Here is a 15654-nt window from a genome sequence, read left to right on the forward strand (position 1 = left end):
ACAATGAACCAAACCGCATCCACTATCTACGTGAACGAAACTAACTATTTTTGTGAAGTATATTTAGACCCCTTTAATAAACGAATCAGGGTTGATGATTACCGTGGAAATACAAAATTTTTATTAGAAAAAGTGGAAGAGCTTGTTAAGAAGTATCAAGCTGAGAAACTCATCATTAAAGCCCGTAGTGAAGACTTTAAAACGTTTGTCGAAGCAGGACTTCAGCCTGAAGCGGTGGTGGACCGTTATTTTCAAGGTTCAGACGCTCATTTTTTTTCAAAATTTTATACGCCTGAACGCAAAAGGAATGACCATTGGATTACCGAGGATGGAATTATTCAGAGTATCTATCAATTAAACCCTACAATAGATCAAACATTACCAACAAAGGAATATAAATTGAATAAGGCAGATGAAAGCTGTGCTGGAGAGCTTTCCGCTTTATACAAACAAGTATTTCCAATTTATCCTACTCCATTGCATGATCCTCAATATGTAAAAAAGACTATGAAGGATGGGACGATCTATTATGTCTTTACCTATCAGGGAAAAATAGTCAGTGCCGCCTCTGCAGAGATTAACGCTTATTACAAAAATGCTGAATTAACCGATTGTGCAACGTTAATCGAGCACCGAAAATATGGACTTATGAAAATCATTCTCCAAGAACTCGAAAAGGACTTAATGAAAAATGGGATTTTTTGTGCCTATTCCATCGCTAGGGCTTTATCATTTGGGATGAATGCTGCTTTGTTTCAACTGGGATATTCCTACAGAGGCAGGTTCATGAATAATTGTTACATCTTTGACAAACTAGAGAATATGAATATGTGGGTGAAAAATCTGGCAAACTGCTAAGATTTCGGCTGGCGGTGCCAATTTTTCAGCACTCTAGATGCTATAGCAGGCAGGTGAATAAAATAGGACACTTAACGGCATTAACACAAGAGGTTTTGACTGCCATTCTTAAAAGCATTGATGAAGGAATCCATGTAGTCAATACTGAAGGAAAAACCATTTTCTACAATGAAGTAGCTGCCAAACATGATGGGATGGACGTAGAGGAAGTGTTAGGAAAGCATTTAATTGATGCATTTCCCTCCTTGACAGAAGAGTCGAGCACTCTTTTAAAGGTTATAAAAACAGGAAAGCCCATTTATAATCAAGCTCAGGTGTATGTCAATATGCACGGAGTGAGGATTGATACCATTAATACCACGCTGCCTATTTTTATTGCGGAGGACTTTGTTGGGGCAGTCGAAATTGCCAAGGATTATTCAAGAATGAAGCTGCTTGCAGAAAGACTTTTAGACTTACAAAAAGGTTTTTCTAAAAGCAGCCCCAACAAGCGTGCAAAGCAGGTAAAGTATACACTAAATGATATAAAAACAATCAACCCAGAATTAATTAATACTAAGGAAGAGGCAAGGAAACTGGCAAAATTGGATTCTCCGATTCTTGTCTACGGGGAGTCTGGAACTGGGAAGGAATTGTTTGTCCAGGGTATACACCATGAGTCCCATCGTTCAGAAGGTCCATTTGTTGCTCAAAATTGTGCTGCCATCCCAGAAACGCTGCTGGAAAGCATCCTTTTTGGGACAGTCAAAGGCAGTTATACTGGGGCTGTTGATCGGAAAGGTTTGTTTGAATTGGCTGACGGCGGGACCCTTTTTCTCGATGAACTTCATACGATGCCGATAGAGCTTCAGGCCAAACTTTTACGGATATTAGAGGACGGGATGATTCGCAGGGTGGGCAGCTCACAAAATATTTCCGTTAATGTTCGTGTTATTGCCGCCATGAATGTACACCCACAAACAGCACTCCAAGAGAAAATGATTCGCCATGATCTTTATTATCGCTTGAATGTGTTTACCTTTTCTCTCTTGCCTTTAAGGGATAGGAGAGAGGATATCATGTACTTAACTGATTTTTTTATTCAAGAGTTTAATAGACAATTAAGTAAGACGATTCAAGGTGTGGAAAAAAAACTAGAGATATTTTTAACTGGATATCAATGGCCCGGAAATGTCCGAGAACTTAAACATACGCTTGAATATATGATGAATGTTTGTGAGGGAAGTCACCTTGGGGTTGTTGATTTGCCTGTTATCCTGAGGCAGTATCCTGCTGGAGCCAAAGGTAATAATCATCCTTCTGATAATCTATCATTAAGAAAGAATTTGGAGGAAGTGGAGAAAAAGCTAATCATAAGTGCCCTCGACCTTTCTAAAGGAAATATCAATCAAGCTGCCAAGCTACTTGAAATACCAAGGCAGACTCTTCAATATAAATTAAAAAAAATTTCTCACTAAACCGCCGAATTTTCGGCGGTTTTTTTTTGAGTCTCAAAATCAAAATAACCAAGGAATCGGCTTTTTATCTGACTGTAGAGTTGGCATAATTCTTGCATATTATTTAGTAAAGCAAGATTGGAGGAAAGGATATGAAACATTTTATATATAAACCAAACAGACATTGGAAGGATATAGAACTTTGGAAAGATGTTACCGAGGAACAGTGGAACGATTGGCTATGGCAATTAACCAATACGATTCGTACAGTCGATGATTTAAAAAAGGTAATCAACTTAACCCCAGATGAAGAAGAGGGGGTAAGAATTTCCACTAAAACCATTCCCTTAAATATCACACCCTATTACGCTTCATTAATGAATCCAGATGATCCCCGCTGTCCGATTCGGATGCAATCGGTACCGATCTCTAAAGAAATCTACAAAACGAAATATGACCTTGAAGATCCCTTACATGAGGATGAGGACTCACCGGTACCAGGACTAACACACCGCTATCCTGATCGGGTGCTCTTTCTAGTCACTAATCAATGCTCGATGTACTGCCGTTATTGTACGAGAAGGCGTTTTTCGGGTCAGATTGGCATGGGTGTGCCTAAAAAACAGCTTGATGCTGCTATTTCCTACATCAGACAAACACCGGAGGTTCGCGACGTATTAATTTCCGGCGGGGATGGACTGTTGATTAATGATAATATTTTAGAATATATTTTGAAAAATCTACGTGAAATTGACCATGTGGAAATTATCCGAATCGGAACAAGGGCACCAGTGGTCTTCCCGCAGCGGATTACCGAAAACCTCTGCAATATTTTGAAAAAATACCACCCAATCTGGTTAAACACCCATTTTAATACTTCAATTGAAATTACCGAGGACTCAAAAAAAGCTTGTGAAATGCTGGCTAATGCCGGTGTACCTGTTGGAAACCAATCTGTCATTCTAGCAGGAATTAATGATAGCGTTCCAATCATGAAAAGGCTCATGCATGACCTCGTAAAAATCCGTGTCCGTCCTTACTATATCTATCAATGTGACCTTTCAGAGGGAATTGGGCATTTTCGTGCTCCTGTTTCCAAGGGACTAGAAATTATCGAGGGGTTGCGCGGCCATACGAGCGGATATGCTGTGCCAACCTTTGTCGTCGACGCCCCAGGTGGAGGCGGGAAAATTGCGCTGCAGCCGAATTATTTAATTTCTCAGAGTCCGGAAAAGGTCGTGCTCCGAAATTTTGAAGGAGTAATTACCTCCTATCCGGAGCCTGAAAACTATGTTCCTGGCAGAGCTGAAGAATATTTTGAAAGTGTATACCCTAACATGGCAGAGAAAAAATCACTTTCCGGTATTGCAGGAATTATGAATGACCAGCACTTCAATTTGGTGCCAGAAGGTTTAACAAGGCTCAATCGCAGGAAGCAGTACAATCAAGACCCTGCACACTCTTCATTAAAAGACAAGCGGAGCAAGCGGGATGAATTAAAGGAAAAGAAATTTAAAGCATTAACAGAAAAAGAAAAGGGAAATACATCTATGTAAAATCTGTCTAAGCAATTGGACCAATGAAGTAATTGTGAGGAGTGTGTGATGAAAATGGAATGTGAATGGTGTAATAGTTCTAATGTAAATGCAGTCACTGACTCTGTTTTCTGGGAGTTACCGGACGGCTCACGTGCGATTGAAATTAGAGAAACACCTACCCATAGTTGCGGTGATTGTAACATGATTTATCAGAGTGAGAGCCTTGTAAAAGAAATAGAAGATCAATTGTTTTTAATTGATTGTAAGCAAATTGGAAAAGTGATTACCTACGAGGAATTAATGAAAATTCCTAGATTATTAAAGAGGAATTATTTTGACTTTTCAAGTTAACAAAAGAGCAGCCCTAAAAAGGCTGTTTTTTATTATGGTTTCCTGTAATTCCAACTGGACGATACGAATAGTATCCGTTATAGTAATTCATAAGAAAAATGACTCGTTTCCGAATTGGACAAGAAAGGCGTTAGAAAGTATGAGAAAATCATTTTATCATTTTTTAATGAAATATAGACATCCTGCCCCGAAAGATGATATCAGTGCTTTTGCAAACAATGCGTTTTTGGATCATGGGTTTCCAAAAACATCGGAAGATTACCACCTAATAAGTTCTTACTTAGAAATGCATGGACAGTATCTAAAATCGATGTCCGTCTTTGATGAAGCATGGGAGCATTATCTAAGTGCCGAAAGTTAAATAAAAACATTTAAATCGCCCAAAGCGGGCGATTTTTTTATTTCAAAATTGTCATGAGCGATATTTTTCACCCTGCATATACTATTGTAATTAAACTACACGACTAATCCATTTGAGGGGATGGGAGGATATGGCAAAGAGAAAGAAACCAAAGTATAAAATTGGTGATACCGTCGTGATCACCATCTATGGTACGGTTGGAAAAGTTACCGATATTAAATTATTGGACGGCAATTACGTTTATGAAGTCAATAAGAGTGAAGGACTCTATATAGAAGAAGCCCTTCAATTGCTTTCAGAATACGATGGCACCTTGGTAGAGCAGGAGCAGATTGATATTGAGTATAAATTCTTTTTCGGTGACTTAGTTCAAGTAAGTGGATATGGCGCTGATTTATTTAAGGTAGTCGGTTTTAGAACGGAAATTTGGCGTTACAAAGAAGATGCTTGGGAAGATGTTATTTACGAACTATCTCGGGTTAGTGATGGAGAATGGCTTGAAGCTGGAGAAGAGGAATTAACATTAGTTGCTGATGCCGAGAATGCGGATACCTTCATCCAAAAGCTGGGTCTCCTATACTTAGTCAATAAGCAAGAAAAAACTGACAAAACTCCTAAGGTTCAAGGAATGGTCCGAAAAGCCGAATTTGAGGAAATAGAACGAAAAAAAGAAAAAAAGGAATTAATCGATAACTTATTGGACATATTTAATGATTACCGGATTTTATATGAAATGTTTCAAGATCAAGAATACTATCAAGTGATGCGGGTAATTCTTAGGAAACTAGAAAGTCTGGTAAATAATGATGGCAAAAGCCATGTGTAACTACCATCTTGAAATCTCAAACAATAAATAAAGGACAAAGGGAATGCCGGCCCATTTTATTAAAGAAAACATGGTGTTAGTCAACTTCTCAAATAGTTGGAGGGTGTACCCATCCTCCTTGTTTACATCTTCAATAAATGCCTCTAACTTCAATTTGAAATTTGACATTCTATCACCTCATCAACTTCTTTTTTTTCATCCTATGCTTGTCCACTCAAAAAAAGACATAAATTTATAGGAACTTTATTAAGATGGAAACAGTGGAAATGCCTTTCAAAAGTAACTAGCATGAAAAGGCCATGTACATCATACATTCTCTAAAAAGGGGGCGATGCTATGAGAGAAATCGAAGTGTTTATTGATACAGAAGAAATTGCCGAATTTTTCTTTCATGAGCTTGTAAAGCGGGGTTACGTTCCTAGCGAAGAAGAATTAGAAGAACTGGCAGATATAACCTTCGAATATCTAATTGAAAAGAGTATTATTGATGAAGAAGTAGAGGATGACTAACTACCTAATTAAAAGAGTCCTCCTCGTTAATGATAGATATGGCAAAAGACGAGCATGATGCTCGCTTTTTGTTTGTAATCAACATGTATCGTAACTCCTATGAGATTTGGATTTTTTTTTTTGTTTTTGACGAAACCTTTATTTGTTTGCCTCGTATATATGATTACGAACCTAAGGAGGGGTTTTTATGTTAAAGAAAATCCTTAAATCTCTTATAAGCGGAAAATTAAACAATCATCACAAATACTCATCTTCTAGTGATGCATGGAAGAAAATGAATCACCATAAACATAGTCACTATGGACATCATCATTACAAAAAAAAGCATAAAAGCGGCAGTTTTTTGTCTAGTTTTTTTAGCAGCTAAAAAGGGGTTTAAATGATTAAAAGGACTGTTTTGTTCTATTCTAATTTGTTTGAAAGACCATTATCATCTGACGAAACAATCGCCGGGAAATTTAGGATAATCAAACATCTTGGAATGGGCAGCTATGGGCACAGTTATTTAGTTATGGATCTCTTAACCCAGCAAAATAAGGTATTAAAAGCATTAAGGATTCATAAAAGAATCACAAAATCAGGCAGGAAAGGCTTTGAACTGGAGAAGGAATTATTAAAATCCATTCATCATCCGGGATTCCCTAGGTATTTCGAAGAGGGAACCTATAATAAAATTCCTTTTTATACAATGGAGTATATTGATGGAAAAAATTTCGAACAGCTTATTTTTTCTGAGGGCTTGACAATATCTGAGCAAGGTGCTTTTAAAATTGCTGATGAATTATTGACCCTAATCGAATATTTGCATGGCAGAGATATTATCCATCGAGATATTCGGATTCCGAATGTCATCTTTGATGGGTCGAAGGTCAGACTGATTGACCTGGGGTTAGGGAGATATTTACGGCAGGAAAAAGAAGGTATAACAAGAACAAAAGGGTTAGATTTACGAAAAGGAATAAATTTTCAGGCTGACTTTTATGGACTGGGCCATTTCCTATTGTTTCTGCTGTATTCCAACTTTTCCTTTGAGTGGCACGAAAAGGAAAAAAGCTGGGAAGAAGAATTAGAAATTTCATCCTGGGCAAAACACATTATTAGAAGACTTTTACAGATTGAGCCTGCGTATGACGACTGCTCACAGCTGAGAGTAGATATAGAAAAGCTAAGTACCTAGGAGGAGAAAAAATGTCATTTTTTAACAAAGTATTTGCCAGTGTGGGAATTGGGTCCGCTGAGGTGGACACAAAGCTTGAAAAGGATACGTATATGCCGGGAGAAACAGTTCAAGGTGTGGTGGCAATTAAAGGCGGCAGGATTGATCAGCAGATTGATGAAATATATCTTGCCTTAAATACAACCTACTTAAGAGAGTCAGATGACAGGAAATACTCTGTAACAGCAGCCATTGACCGGTTCCGGTTAACAACCCCATTCACGATTCGGGCCAATGAGAAAAGGGATATCCCCTTCTCCTTTCAGCTCCCATACGACACACCGCTTTCTATTGGCCGTTCAAAAGTATGGGTGACTACTGGGCTGGATATTAAGGGTGCAGTCGACCCTAGTGATCAAGACTACTTAAAAGTGGTCCCTAATTCATTAATGTCTGCTGTATTTAATGCAATAGACCAGTTGGGATTTAGAATCCGTGAGGCAGATTGTGAGGAAGCACCGCGCCGATTACGCGGGCGTTTACCGTTTGTTCAGGAATTTGAATTTGTTCCAACCTCTGGATTATTCCGCGGTAAATTAGATGAATTAGAAGTTGTATTCTTTCCAGCTGGAAATGGTTCTCTTGATATTATTTTCCAAGTTGATAGACGTGCCCGAGGATTATCAGGTTTATTCTCTGAAGCGTTGGGAACGGATGAGACCAATGTAAGATTAACGGTTACAAACGAGGATATTCCATCTATTCAACAAAAAATTCAAAACGTTATTCAAAGGTATTCATAGTGTAATTAGGACAATAGGGAAATGTAACCCTATTGTTTTTTTGCTAAAAAATGATAATCGACAAAAAAAGTGGGGTTTTAATGGAGGAATCGACACTTGTTATCGCCAATTATTTAGAATAGTAATTAAGTCAAATAATTGGAGGGATAAGATGATCAAAATGTTAACAAAAAAGGCATATAATCCATATGATGTGACAATCTTTCAAACTCCAAGGTACCGTGAACGTAAGGGTTACAAAGAGGTGTATCGGACCACTATTCCCGCCAACAGTCGCAGGCAGTGCTTACAGGAAACGTTTAGCCGCTTTAATGTGACCGACAGGATTCCAGCTGATTACAAAGGGAGATTTATGTCGACAGGTGATATTATTTTAATTGATGAGGGCCGAGGTGGCCAACATTATTACCAATTAAGATCTGGTGGTTGGGAACTCGTAAATCGAATAAATATTAGGTGAACAATACATAAAACCTAAGGATAATCCTTAGGTTTATTTTTATTAGATTATCGAACAAACGGATGTTTCCGCTTTCCGTGTTAACTTTTACGTTCTGCAGCACTAAATTCTTTGGCGTGTGCATCATGTTCTGCCACAATGGCTTCAGGTGGGATGTGATTATTCTTTTTTTTCCCACGGATACGTGCTCGGTGTTTTTTACCCATTATTACCCCTCCTTTAACCTAATAATAGGTTTCCACAATTTCAAAAAATCATGTCTTCGTTTTCAATAAAAAATGATTATGTTATAGTGTCAATGGTACAAACTTATTACTGTACTTACTTTTTTTTTGGGAGGTTTATTTATGAGTGTACATATTGGGGCAAAAGAGAATGAGATTGCTGAAACAGTATTACTTCCTGGGGATCCACTTCGTGCAAAATATATAGCGGAAACATTTTTAGAAGATGCCAAATGTTACAACGAAGTTCGGAATATGTTTGGCTACACCGGAACATATAAAGGAAAAAGGATTTCTGTCCAAGGTACTGGGATGGGTGTTCCTTCTATCTCAATTTATGTTAATGAATTAATGCAAAGCTACAATGTTCAAAACCTTATTCGGGTCGGTACTTGTGGTGCAATTCAAAAGGATGTAAAAGTTCGAGATGTTATTTTGGCGATGACAAGCTCAACCGACTCCAATATTAATCGTCTAACCTTTGGACATGTGGATTTTGCACCAACTGCAAATTTTGACTTGCTAAGAAAGGCTTATGATGCAGGGGTTGCAAAAGGTCTAAATTTAAAAGTAGGGAATATTTTTACCGCTGATTCATTTTATAATGATAATGCTGATCTTGAGAAATGGGCTAAATATCAAATCCTTGCTATCGAGATGGAAACAACGGCACTTTATACATTAGCCGCAAAGTTTAATCGCAGGGCTCTTTCTGTTCTTACCGTTAGTGACCATATCTTAACAGGTGAAGAGACAACAGCAGAAGAAAGACAATTAACCTTTAATGATATGATTGAAGTAGCATTAGAAGCTGCGACTAAGGAATAATGTTTTATGATGCCTCTTCCAATCAGGAAGAGGTTTTTTCTTTTTTGTAAAAGGAACTCCGCTGTAAAATGGAGAATTTAATTGATAGTAACAATTAAGGCAGTAGTGACAATCGTCATCAAAAGTTGGCGTATGAGTTGTAAAATGAAAAAAGAGGCAAATACGTGACAAAAATCGAATATACATTGTGTTATATAGGGTGCAGGGGTATTGTATGAATGAGGTGAACGAAATGAAAGAGCAGCTCAAATTAGATATAACTGGTATGACCTGTGCAGCATGTTCAACAAGAATTGAAAAAGTGCTAAATAAAATGGACGGTGTTGATGCCAATGTCAATTTACCGATGGAAAGTGCAATCATTTCATATGAAAAAAACAAAGTAACAAGTCATGATATTATCACCAAAATTGAGAATCTCGGATATGGTGTACGATTTGAGAAATCGGAGTTTGATATATATGGTATGACTTGTGCAGCATGTTCAACAAGAATTGAAAAAGTTTTAAACAAAATGGACGGTATTAAAAAGGCAACCGTAAATTTAGCTGCTGAATCAGCAAGTGTTGAATATAATCCGGGGGAAGTTACGATCCAGGGTATTAAGGATAAAATTAATAAGCTTGGTTATGAAGCGAAGGAGAAAGGGCAAAGGGAATCAAAGCAACAGCATAAAGAAGAGGAAATTAAACAGAAGAAACAAAAGTTCCTCCTAGCTGTGATTTTAACAATTCCACTTTTGTATACGATGTTGGCGCACATTCCCGTTGACTTGGGCCTGCCAGTACCGCATCTATTAATGAGTCCATGGTTTCAATTCCTTTTAGCCACACCGATTCAGTTTTATATTGGAGGTCCCTTTTACGTCGCTGCCTACAAGGCACTTAAAAACAAAAGTGCAAATATGGATGTCCTTGTTGCATTAGGAACCTCTGCCGCTTATTTCTATAGTCTTGCAGAAGGCTTAAAGACCATCCGAAACCCTCTTTACATCCCGCATCTCTATTTTGAAACGAGTGCTGTTCTTATTACGTTAATTCTGCTTGGAAAGTTATTGGAAACAATGGCAAAAGGGAGGACAACTGTTGCTTTATCAAAACTGCTAAACCTTCAGGCAAAAGAAGCCACTGTGATTAGAGACGGAAAAGAACAGCAAATTCCTATCGATGATGTGAAGGTAGCCGATCGCATAGTTGTGAAGCCTGGTGAGAAAATTCCAGTTGATGGGCAAGTGATTCAAGGACAATCCTCGGTGGATGAGTCGATGATTACGGGGGAATCCATCCCGGTAGAGAAATCGATTGGTGACACACTAGTTGGTTCTACTATTAATAAAAACGGAACGCTGACTATGACCGCAACAAAGGTTGGAAGAGATACTGCACTTGCAGGAATTATTAGAATTGTCGAAGAGGCACAGGGAAGTAAAGCACCCATTCAACGGCTAGCAGATACGATATCTAGTTATTTTGTGCCTGTAGTAGTTACTATGTCAATCTTAACCTTTATGATTTGGTATTTATTTGTTAATCCGAATGATTTCCCTTCTGCACTGGAAACTGCAATGGCTGTTCTCGTTATTGCTTGTCCTTGTTCACTTGGACTTGCAACTCCGACCTCCATTATGGTGGGAACAGGGAAGGCTGCTGAAATAGGGATTCTTTTTAAGGGTGGGGAATACCTTGAAACCACCCACAAAATCAATGCCATCGTCTTTGATAAAACAGGTACGATTACAAAAGGACAACCTGTTGTAACGGATTTTATTGCCTATCAGGATGAGAAAAGGGTCCTCCAGTATCTTGTTTCTGCTGAAAAGTCATCTGAACACCCTCTTGCCGAAGCTATCGTTAAATATGGAAGGGAAAAACGGTCAAGTACCTTACCGGTAAAACGTTTTAAAGCAATACCAGGATATGGAATTGAGGCAAAAATTGGAAATGACGAGGTTTATATAGGGACACGTAAACTTATGAATTTAAAAAGCATTTCATACCATGACTTGGAAAGCGATCTTCTTCGCTTTGAAACTGAAGGAAAAACAGCAATGTATATTGCCATAAATGATACGATCATGGGAATGGTGGCAGTAGCAGACACTGTAAAAGAAACAGCTGCGCAAGCAGTGAAGCAATTATCAGAATTAGGTATCAAGGTATATATGCTGACTGGTGATAATGAACGGACAGCTAAGGCCATTGCTAATCAGGTTGGAATCCAAAACGTCATTGCCGAAGTTCTCCCAGAAGAAAAAGCTACACATGTGAAGGAACTACAATCTAAAGGGTTAAAGGTAGCGATGGTGGGTGATGGGATCAATGATGCCCCTGCTCTTGCCGTGGCCGATATTGGCATTGCCATAGGTACCGGAACAGATGTCGCGATTGAAGCAGCTGATATTACCATTCTTGGCGGAGAACTTACTTTGGTCCCGAAAGCCATTTCTTTAAGTAAAAAAACCATGCAAAATATCCGGCAAAATCTCTTTTGGGCACTCATTTATAATTCTGGAGGTATTCCGATTGCTGCATTTGGGCTGCTTGCCCCTTGGGTAGCAGGGGCTGCGATGGCCTTCAGTTCAGTTTCTGTGGTAACTAACTCACTACGGTTGAAGAGAGTAAAAATATAAAAAACGGTACTTACCACCCGGTAGTGCCGTTTTTCTTTGGGTAAAATGAAGGAAAATGTAATTCTTATTATATTCATTCACTTTTCTTTGTTAATATTATATAAAAGATGTTATTCTAATCACTAAGGGTTTACTTTTAAAAATGGCTTCTAAAAATGTGAGATTAACCCGTATGATAGTTTAAAATTCATATTTTTATGGTGAATGAAAGTGGTGAAGGCTTTGGATGAAAAAAATGGAGAACAACTGAAGGGTAAGGAAGAAAAAGTAGAGCAAGAGCAAGTGATTGAAAATAAATCAAGTTACATACGCTTGAAAAAGTTTCATTTTATTATGCTGTTATTTTTCCTTGTTTTCTTATCGGCTGGGATTACAACTTTTGCTCTCGCTTTTGGAAAAGAAAAAGTGGTAACAGTTACGCCGGACAGAACAGAATTTAATAAACTTTATGAAGCATTTGATACCTTAAAAAATGGCTACTATAAGGATGTCAATCAGCAGAAACTGATTAATGGTGCGATTGACGGTATGGTCAAATCATTAGATGACCCATATTCAGATTATATGAGTGATGACGAAGCGAAAAGCTTTCATAACAGCATATCCTCTTCATTTGAAGGGATTGGCGCCGAAATCCAAGAAAAGGACGGGCACATCGTCATCGTTTCTCCTATTAAAGGGTCTCCTGCTGAAAAATCAGGTTTAAAGCCAAATGATATGGTCATCTCCGTAAATGGGAAAAGTCTTCAAGGAATGAATTCGACTGAAGCTGTCACCTTGATAAGAGGTAAAAAAGGAACAAAGGTGACATTGTCGATTCAACGGCCAGGAATGGCTGAACCAATGACCGTACCGATTGTTCGTGACACGATTCCAATTGAAACCGTTTATGGGGAAATGGTCGATCATCGAATCGCAAAGGTTCAAATAACTAGTTTTTCAAGCAACACATCTAAAGAATTGGTAACTACTTTAACCGATCTCCAGAAAAAAGGAATGAAAGGTCTTGTTTTAGACTTACGCCAAAACCCAGGGGGATTATTGGATCAAGCGGTAAGCATTACAAGTATGTTTGTTCCTAAAGGAAAAATTATTGTCAAGGAAGAGGACCGAAACGGAAAAATTAAGGAAATTGCTTCACAAAATGAAGGAAATCCTGATCTTCCTCTAGTTGTCTTAATTGATAGCGGCAGTGCAAGTGCTTCTGAAATATTTGCTGCTGCTGTAAAAGAATCTGCTGGTGTACCACTTGTTGGTGAAAAGTCCTTTGGTAAAGGAACTGTTCAAACGGCAGCTGATTTTGAAGATGGATCAAATCTGAAATATACCATAGCTAAATGGTTAACACCAAACGGTAACTGGATTCACAAGAAGGGGATTGTACCGGATGTTCAAGTGGCGCTCCCCGATTATGCAACATTACCGATAATTAACCCAGATAAAGAACTGGCAATCTCCACTTCATCGACAGAGGTACAAACTGCCCAGAAAATGTTGAAGGCGATTGGATATGACCCAGGCAGGGAAGATGGATTCTTTGACGAAAAGACAAAACAAGCAGTCATCAAATTCCAAACAGCTCAGAAGCTTCCTGCTAATGGTGTATTAAAGGGTGACTCCACCTTAAAGCTTATGGATGTATTACGTGAGAAAATTAAAAACAGCGATACTCAATTACAAAAAGCAGTTGAGGTACTAAAAGGCCGAATGAAATAACATTTGTAACCCGATTCCAACTGGAGTCGGGTTAAGCTTTATTACAGAGGGGAAAGAACTATGAAAAAGACAGAGGTATACATTTTGTCAGGATTTTTAGGAAGCGGGAAGACTACACTATTGAAACGTTTTCTAACGGACGAGCGCAGCCGCGGGAGAAAAGTAGCAGTCCTGATGAATGAGCTTGGTCAAGTCTCAATTGACTCAGATGCGGTTGAAGAAGATATATTGTTAAAAGAGTTATTAGGAGGATGTATATGCTGTTCCATTCAGGACAAGCTTGAAGCCCAGCTTCAAGGACTATTAATGGAGGAACAACCGGAAGTGATTTATATTGAGACAACGGGCGCTGCCCATCCAGTGGAAGTATTAGACTCCATTCTTTCACCCCTGTTTGCAGATCAATTATTGATAAAAGGGATTATTACGACAGTAGATGGAACTAGGTGGAAAAACAGAAAAGCGTTAAGCCCCCAGCTGCAGCAATTGATCCTTGAACAAGTAAGGAATGCGGACTTTATTTTGATTAACAAAATTGATGAACTAAAAGAAAATGAGCAGGCACAGCTAATTTTTGAGATGCAAGGGTTAAATCCAAAAGCGCAATGTTTACTAACCAGCTACTCAAAGGTTCCTATGGACCGGCTAAGAAATTTAACTGTAAATGTAGAAAAGGAATCTAGCCACATTCACTTAAACTTATCTACTTACGTATACCGGTTTCATAAACCAATCAGCGATACTGGTTTTGAAGAATTTTTGAAGAATTTACCAGATACCATTTATCGGATAAAAGGATATATTAAGTTTCATTATTCGGAACAGCCATTTCTTTTTCAATATGCATATGGGATGCCGCTCTACATGAAAGAATATATGAACATGCGCTTGAATCTTGTATTTATCGGTGAAAACGTGGATTGGGGGATTATTGAACAACAGCTTGTCTCACTTGAAAGTGAGACAGAGGTAGTTTAACTTGAATAAAAATGGGTGTTAAATGAATGATAAATTCCACTTCAGGTAACTCTTTTAATGTAGAAAAAAACCATTAAAGGAGGAGCTCCAATGAAGAAGGCAGTTTGTTGTTTCATACTAGTTATTCAAATCCTCCTAAATGGATATGGAGTACATGCGGCAAACGAGATTAAAGACAATGTAGAAATGCCGGATTGGAACAAGGTTAATCAGTTGTTACCGAAATATTCAAAATTTACTGTCCAAGATATGGAAACAGGGAAAAGGTTCAAGGTACAAAGACGAGCCGGAAGTCACCATGCTGATGTACAGCCGCTCACCGTGAAAGATACAAATATTATGAAAAAAATCTATGGGGGAAAATGGAGCTGGAAACGCCGTGCTATTTATGTCATTCATAAAAAGCAGCGGATTGCTGCATCCATGCACGGAATGCCTCATGGAGCTGGGGCATTGCAGAATAATTTTCCTGGACATTTTTGCATTCATTTCTACGGCAGCACAACCCATCGAACCAATTCAATGGACTTGTCTCATATGCTTATGATTTATAAGGCTTCAGGCAAATTAAATGAATACCTGGCAAATGCAAATCCCTATCAGGTCATTAACGCCTATATTGCTGGTTTCAAACAGCAGGATTCTGTCATTGTCTCGACCATATCACTGCAAAAAGTAAATTGGAACCCAATACTCGATAAAGTTGAAAATGTCAGGATCACACGATTAGAGGTTCTGCCGCCAGAAGACCTCACCCAAGAAATAAGTTTAGACGTACCTGCTGAAATCGATTGGTATATTAAAGATGTCGGCGGGCAAACGTTTCGAGGACAGATCCATTTAATTCGGTTTTCTCCGGCAGATGTTTGGAGAGTGGATTCCCAACCATTTATAAAAGAAAATCACTTTTAATAAATAAAAACACCTTTAGAAACTAAAATGTACCCGATAGAGTAGACACTTAAAAAAAGTCCTCTATC

The 15654-nt window shown here is 38.3% G+C and carries 18 protein-coding genes; 16 read left to right on the top strand and 2 right to left on the bottom strand.

The window, feature by feature from the left end:
- Positions 1–3: 3 nt before the first annotated feature.
- The 6 genes from ablB (at position 4) to AAHB15_RS16385 (ending at position 5370) form a co-directional block, all read left to right on the top strand.
- On the top strand, positions 4–858 hold the full coding sequence (ablB, locus tag AAHB15_RS16360; RefSeq protein WP_335572148.1) for a putative beta-lysine N-acetyltransferase: 855 nt from the start codon (positions 4–6) through the stop codon (positions 856–858).
- Positions 859–920: 62 nt separating this feature from the next.
- Positions 921–2315 carry a sigma-54 interaction domain-containing protein gene (locus AAHB15_RS16365; RefSeq protein WP_342042801.1) on the top strand — a complete coding sequence of 465 codons (1395 nt, stop codon included), beginning with the start codon at positions 921–923 and terminating at the stop codon, positions 2313–2315.
- A gap of 131 nt (positions 2316–2446) precedes the next feature.
- The gene (gene kamA / locus AAHB15_RS16370; RefSeq protein WP_335572149.1) at positions 2447–3850 is read left to right on the top strand and encodes a lysine 2,3-aminomutase; all 1404 of its coding nucleotides are present in this window, start codon (positions 2447–2449) and stop codon (positions 3848–3850) included.
- 48 nt (positions 3851–3898) lie between these two features.
- Positions 3899–4183 carry a YokU family protein gene (locus AAHB15_RS16375; protein ID WP_144562902.1) on the top strand — a complete coding sequence of 95 codons (285 nt, stop codon included), beginning with the start codon at positions 3899–3901 and terminating at the stop codon, positions 4181–4183.
- A gap of 139 nt (positions 4184–4322) precedes the next feature.
- Entirely contained in the window at positions 4323–4544 is a 222-nt protein-coding gene (locus AAHB15_RS16380; protein WP_335572158.1) for a YozE family protein, read from the top strand.
- Between the two features lie 130 nt (positions 4545–4674).
- On the top strand, positions 4675–5370 hold the full coding sequence (locus AAHB15_RS16385; protein WP_335572150.1) for a hypothetical protein: 696 nt from the start codon (positions 4675–4677) through the stop codon (positions 5368–5370).
- Here the strand turns inward: AAHB15_RS16385 and AAHB15_RS16390 are convergent, their stop codons facing one another.
- On the bottom strand, positions 5371–5538 hold the full coding sequence (locus AAHB15_RS16390) for a hypothetical protein (RefSeq protein ID WP_176541152.1): 168 nt from the start codon (positions 5536–5538) through the stop codon (positions 5371–5373). It lies immediately after the preceding gene.
- Positions 5539–5706: 168 nt separating this feature from the next.
- On the opposite strand from AAHB15_RS16390, the gene AAHB15_RS16395 reads away from it, so the two are divergent.
- The 5 genes from AAHB15_RS16395 to AAHB15_RS16415 all read left to right on the top strand — a co-directional run bounded on the left by AAHB15_RS16395 (position 5707) and on the right by AAHB15_RS16415 (position 8299).
- Positions 5707–5880 carry a YozD family protein gene (locus AAHB15_RS16395; RefSeq protein WP_098529412.1) on the top strand — a complete coding sequence of 58 codons (174 nt, stop codon included), beginning with the start codon at positions 5707–5709 and terminating at the stop codon, positions 5878–5880.
- A 187-nt stretch (positions 5881–6067) separates the two neighbouring features.
- Positions 6068–6247, top strand: a complete 180-nt coding sequence (locus AAHB15_RS16400) for a hypothetical protein (RefSeq protein WP_251561708.1) — start codon at positions 6068–6070, stop codon at positions 6245–6247.
- A 12-nt stretch (positions 6248–6259) separates the two neighbouring features.
- On the top strand, positions 6260–7057 hold the full coding sequence (locus tag AAHB15_RS16405; protein WP_335572151.1) for a serine/threonine protein kinase: 798 nt from the start codon (positions 6260–6262) through the stop codon (positions 7055–7057).
- Positions 7058–7068: 11 nt separating this feature from the next.
- Positions 7069–7839, top strand: a complete 771-nt coding sequence (locus AAHB15_RS16410; RefSeq protein ID WP_335572152.1) for a sporulation protein — start codon at positions 7069–7071, stop codon at positions 7837–7839.
- A gap of 151 nt (positions 7840–7990) precedes the next feature.
- Positions 7991–8299: a YodL domain-containing protein gene (locus AAHB15_RS16415; RefSeq protein WP_335572153.1), complete on the top strand. Its 309-nt coding sequence runs from the start codon at positions 7991–7993 to the stop codon at positions 8297–8299.
- A gap of 80 nt (positions 8300–8379) precedes the next feature.
- Here AAHB15_RS16415 and AAHB15_RS16420 read toward each other — a convergent pair whose 3' ends face one another.
- Complete coding sequence (locus AAHB15_RS16420) at positions 8380–8505, bottom strand: hypothetical protein (protein WP_098529402.1); 126 nt, start codon at positions 8503–8505, stop codon at positions 8380–8382.
- Positions 8506–8646: 141 nt separating this feature from the next.
- Between AAHB15_RS16420 and deoD the strand changes: the two genes are divergently transcribed.
- The 5 genes from deoD (at position 8647) to AAHB15_RS16445 (ending at position 15586) form a co-directional block, all read left to right on the top strand.
- The gene (deoD, locus tag AAHB15_RS16425) at positions 8647–9351 is read left to right on the top strand and encodes a purine-nucleoside phosphorylase (RefSeq protein WP_144562896.1); all 705 of its coding nucleotides are present in this window, start codon (positions 8647–8649) and stop codon (positions 9349–9351) included.
- Between the two features lie 232 nt (positions 9352–9583).
- A complete protein-coding gene (locus tag AAHB15_RS16430; protein WP_335572159.1) occupies positions 9584–11980 on the top strand; it encodes a heavy metal translocating P-type ATPase in 2397 nt (798 codons plus the stop codon).
- 204 nt (positions 11981–12184) lie between these two features.
- Positions 12185–13696: a lmo1851 family serine protease gene (locus AAHB15_RS16435; RefSeq protein WP_335572154.1), complete on the top strand. Its 1512-nt coding sequence runs from the start codon at positions 12185–12187 to the stop codon at positions 13694–13696.
- Between the two features lie 60 nt (positions 13697–13756).
- Positions 13757–14674 carry a CobW family GTP-binding protein gene (locus tag AAHB15_RS16440; protein ID WP_335572155.1) on the top strand — a complete coding sequence of 306 codons (918 nt, stop codon included), beginning with the start codon at positions 13757–13759 and terminating at the stop codon, positions 14672–14674.
- Positions 14675–14764: 90 nt separating this feature from the next.
- Positions 14765–15586: a hypothetical protein gene (locus AAHB15_RS16445; protein WP_342042800.1), complete on the top strand. Its 822-nt coding sequence runs from the start codon at positions 14765–14767 to the stop codon at positions 15584–15586.
- Positions 15587–15654: the final 68 nt, after the last annotated feature.

The organism is Bacillus sp. OTU2372 (assembly GCF_038440275.1).
Classification (GTDB): Bacteria; Bacillota; Bacilli; order Bacillales; family Cytobacillaceae; genus Neobacillus; species Neobacillus bataviensis_B.

Bases quoted from the DNA above. Each gene is read 5' to 3' on its own strand.
- AAHB15_RS16440 (WP_335572155.1), top strand. From the start codon at position 13,757: ATGAAAAAGACAGAGGTATACATTTTGTCAGGATTTTTAGGAAGCGGG.
- AAHB15_RS16435 (WP_335572154.1), top strand. From the start codon at position 12,185: ATGAAAGTGGTGAAGGCTTTGGATGAAAAAAATGGAGAACAACTGAAG.
- AAHB15_RS16400 (WP_251561708.1), top strand. From the start codon at position 6,068: ATGTTAAAGAAAATCCTTAAATCTCTTATAAGCGGAAAATTAAACAAT.
- AAHB15_RS16445 (WP_342042800.1), top strand. From the start codon at position 14,765: ATGAAGAAGGCAGTTTGTTGTTTCATACTAGTTATTCAAATCCTCCTA.
- AAHB15_RS16385 (WP_335572150.1), top strand. From the start codon at position 4,675: ATGGCAAAGAGAAAGAAACCAAAGTATAAAATTGGTGATACCGTCGTG.
- ablB (WP_335572148.1), top strand. From the start codon at position 4: ATGAACCAAACCGCATCCACTATCTACGTGAACGAAACTAACTATTTT.
- deoD (WP_144562896.1), top strand. From the start codon at position 8,647: ATGAGTGTACATATTGGGGCAAAAGAGAATGAGATTGCTGAAACAGTA.
- AAHB15_RS16395 (WP_098529412.1), top strand. From the start codon at position 5,707: ATGAGAGAAATCGAAGTGTTTATTGATACAGAAGAAATTGCCGAATTT.
- AAHB15_RS16420 (WP_098529402.1), bottom strand. From the start codon at position 8,505: ATGGGTAAAAAACACCGAGCACGTATCCGTGGGAAAAAAAAGAATAAT.
- AAHB15_RS16410 (WP_335572152.1), top strand. From the start codon at position 7,069: ATGTCATTTTTTAACAAAGTATTTGCCAGTGTGGGAATTGGGTCCGCT.
- AAHB15_RS16375 (WP_144562902.1), top strand. From the start codon at position 3,899: ATGAAAATGGAATGTGAATGGTGTAATAGTTCTAATGTAAATGCAGTC.
- AAHB15_RS16390 (WP_176541152.1), bottom strand. From the start codon at position 5,538: ATGTCAAATTTCAAATTGAAGTTAGAGGCATTTATTGAAGATGTAAAC.
- AAHB15_RS16430 (WP_335572159.1), top strand. From the start codon at position 9,584: ATGAAAGAGCAGCTCAAATTAGATATAACTGGTATGACCTGTGCAGCA.
- AAHB15_RS16380 (WP_335572158.1), top strand. From the start codon at position 4,323: ATGAGAAAATCATTTTATCATTTTTTAATGAAATATAGACATCCTGCC.
- AAHB15_RS16415 (WP_335572153.1), top strand. From the start codon at position 7,991: ATGATCAAAATGTTAACAAAAAAGGCATATAATCCATATGATGTGACA.
- AAHB15_RS16405 (WP_335572151.1), top strand. From the start codon at position 6,260: ATGATTAAAAGGACTGTTTTGTTCTATTCTAATTTGTTTGAAAGACCA.
- kamA (WP_335572149.1), top strand. From the start codon at position 2,447: ATGAAACATTTTATATATAAACCAAACAGACATTGGAAGGATATAGAA.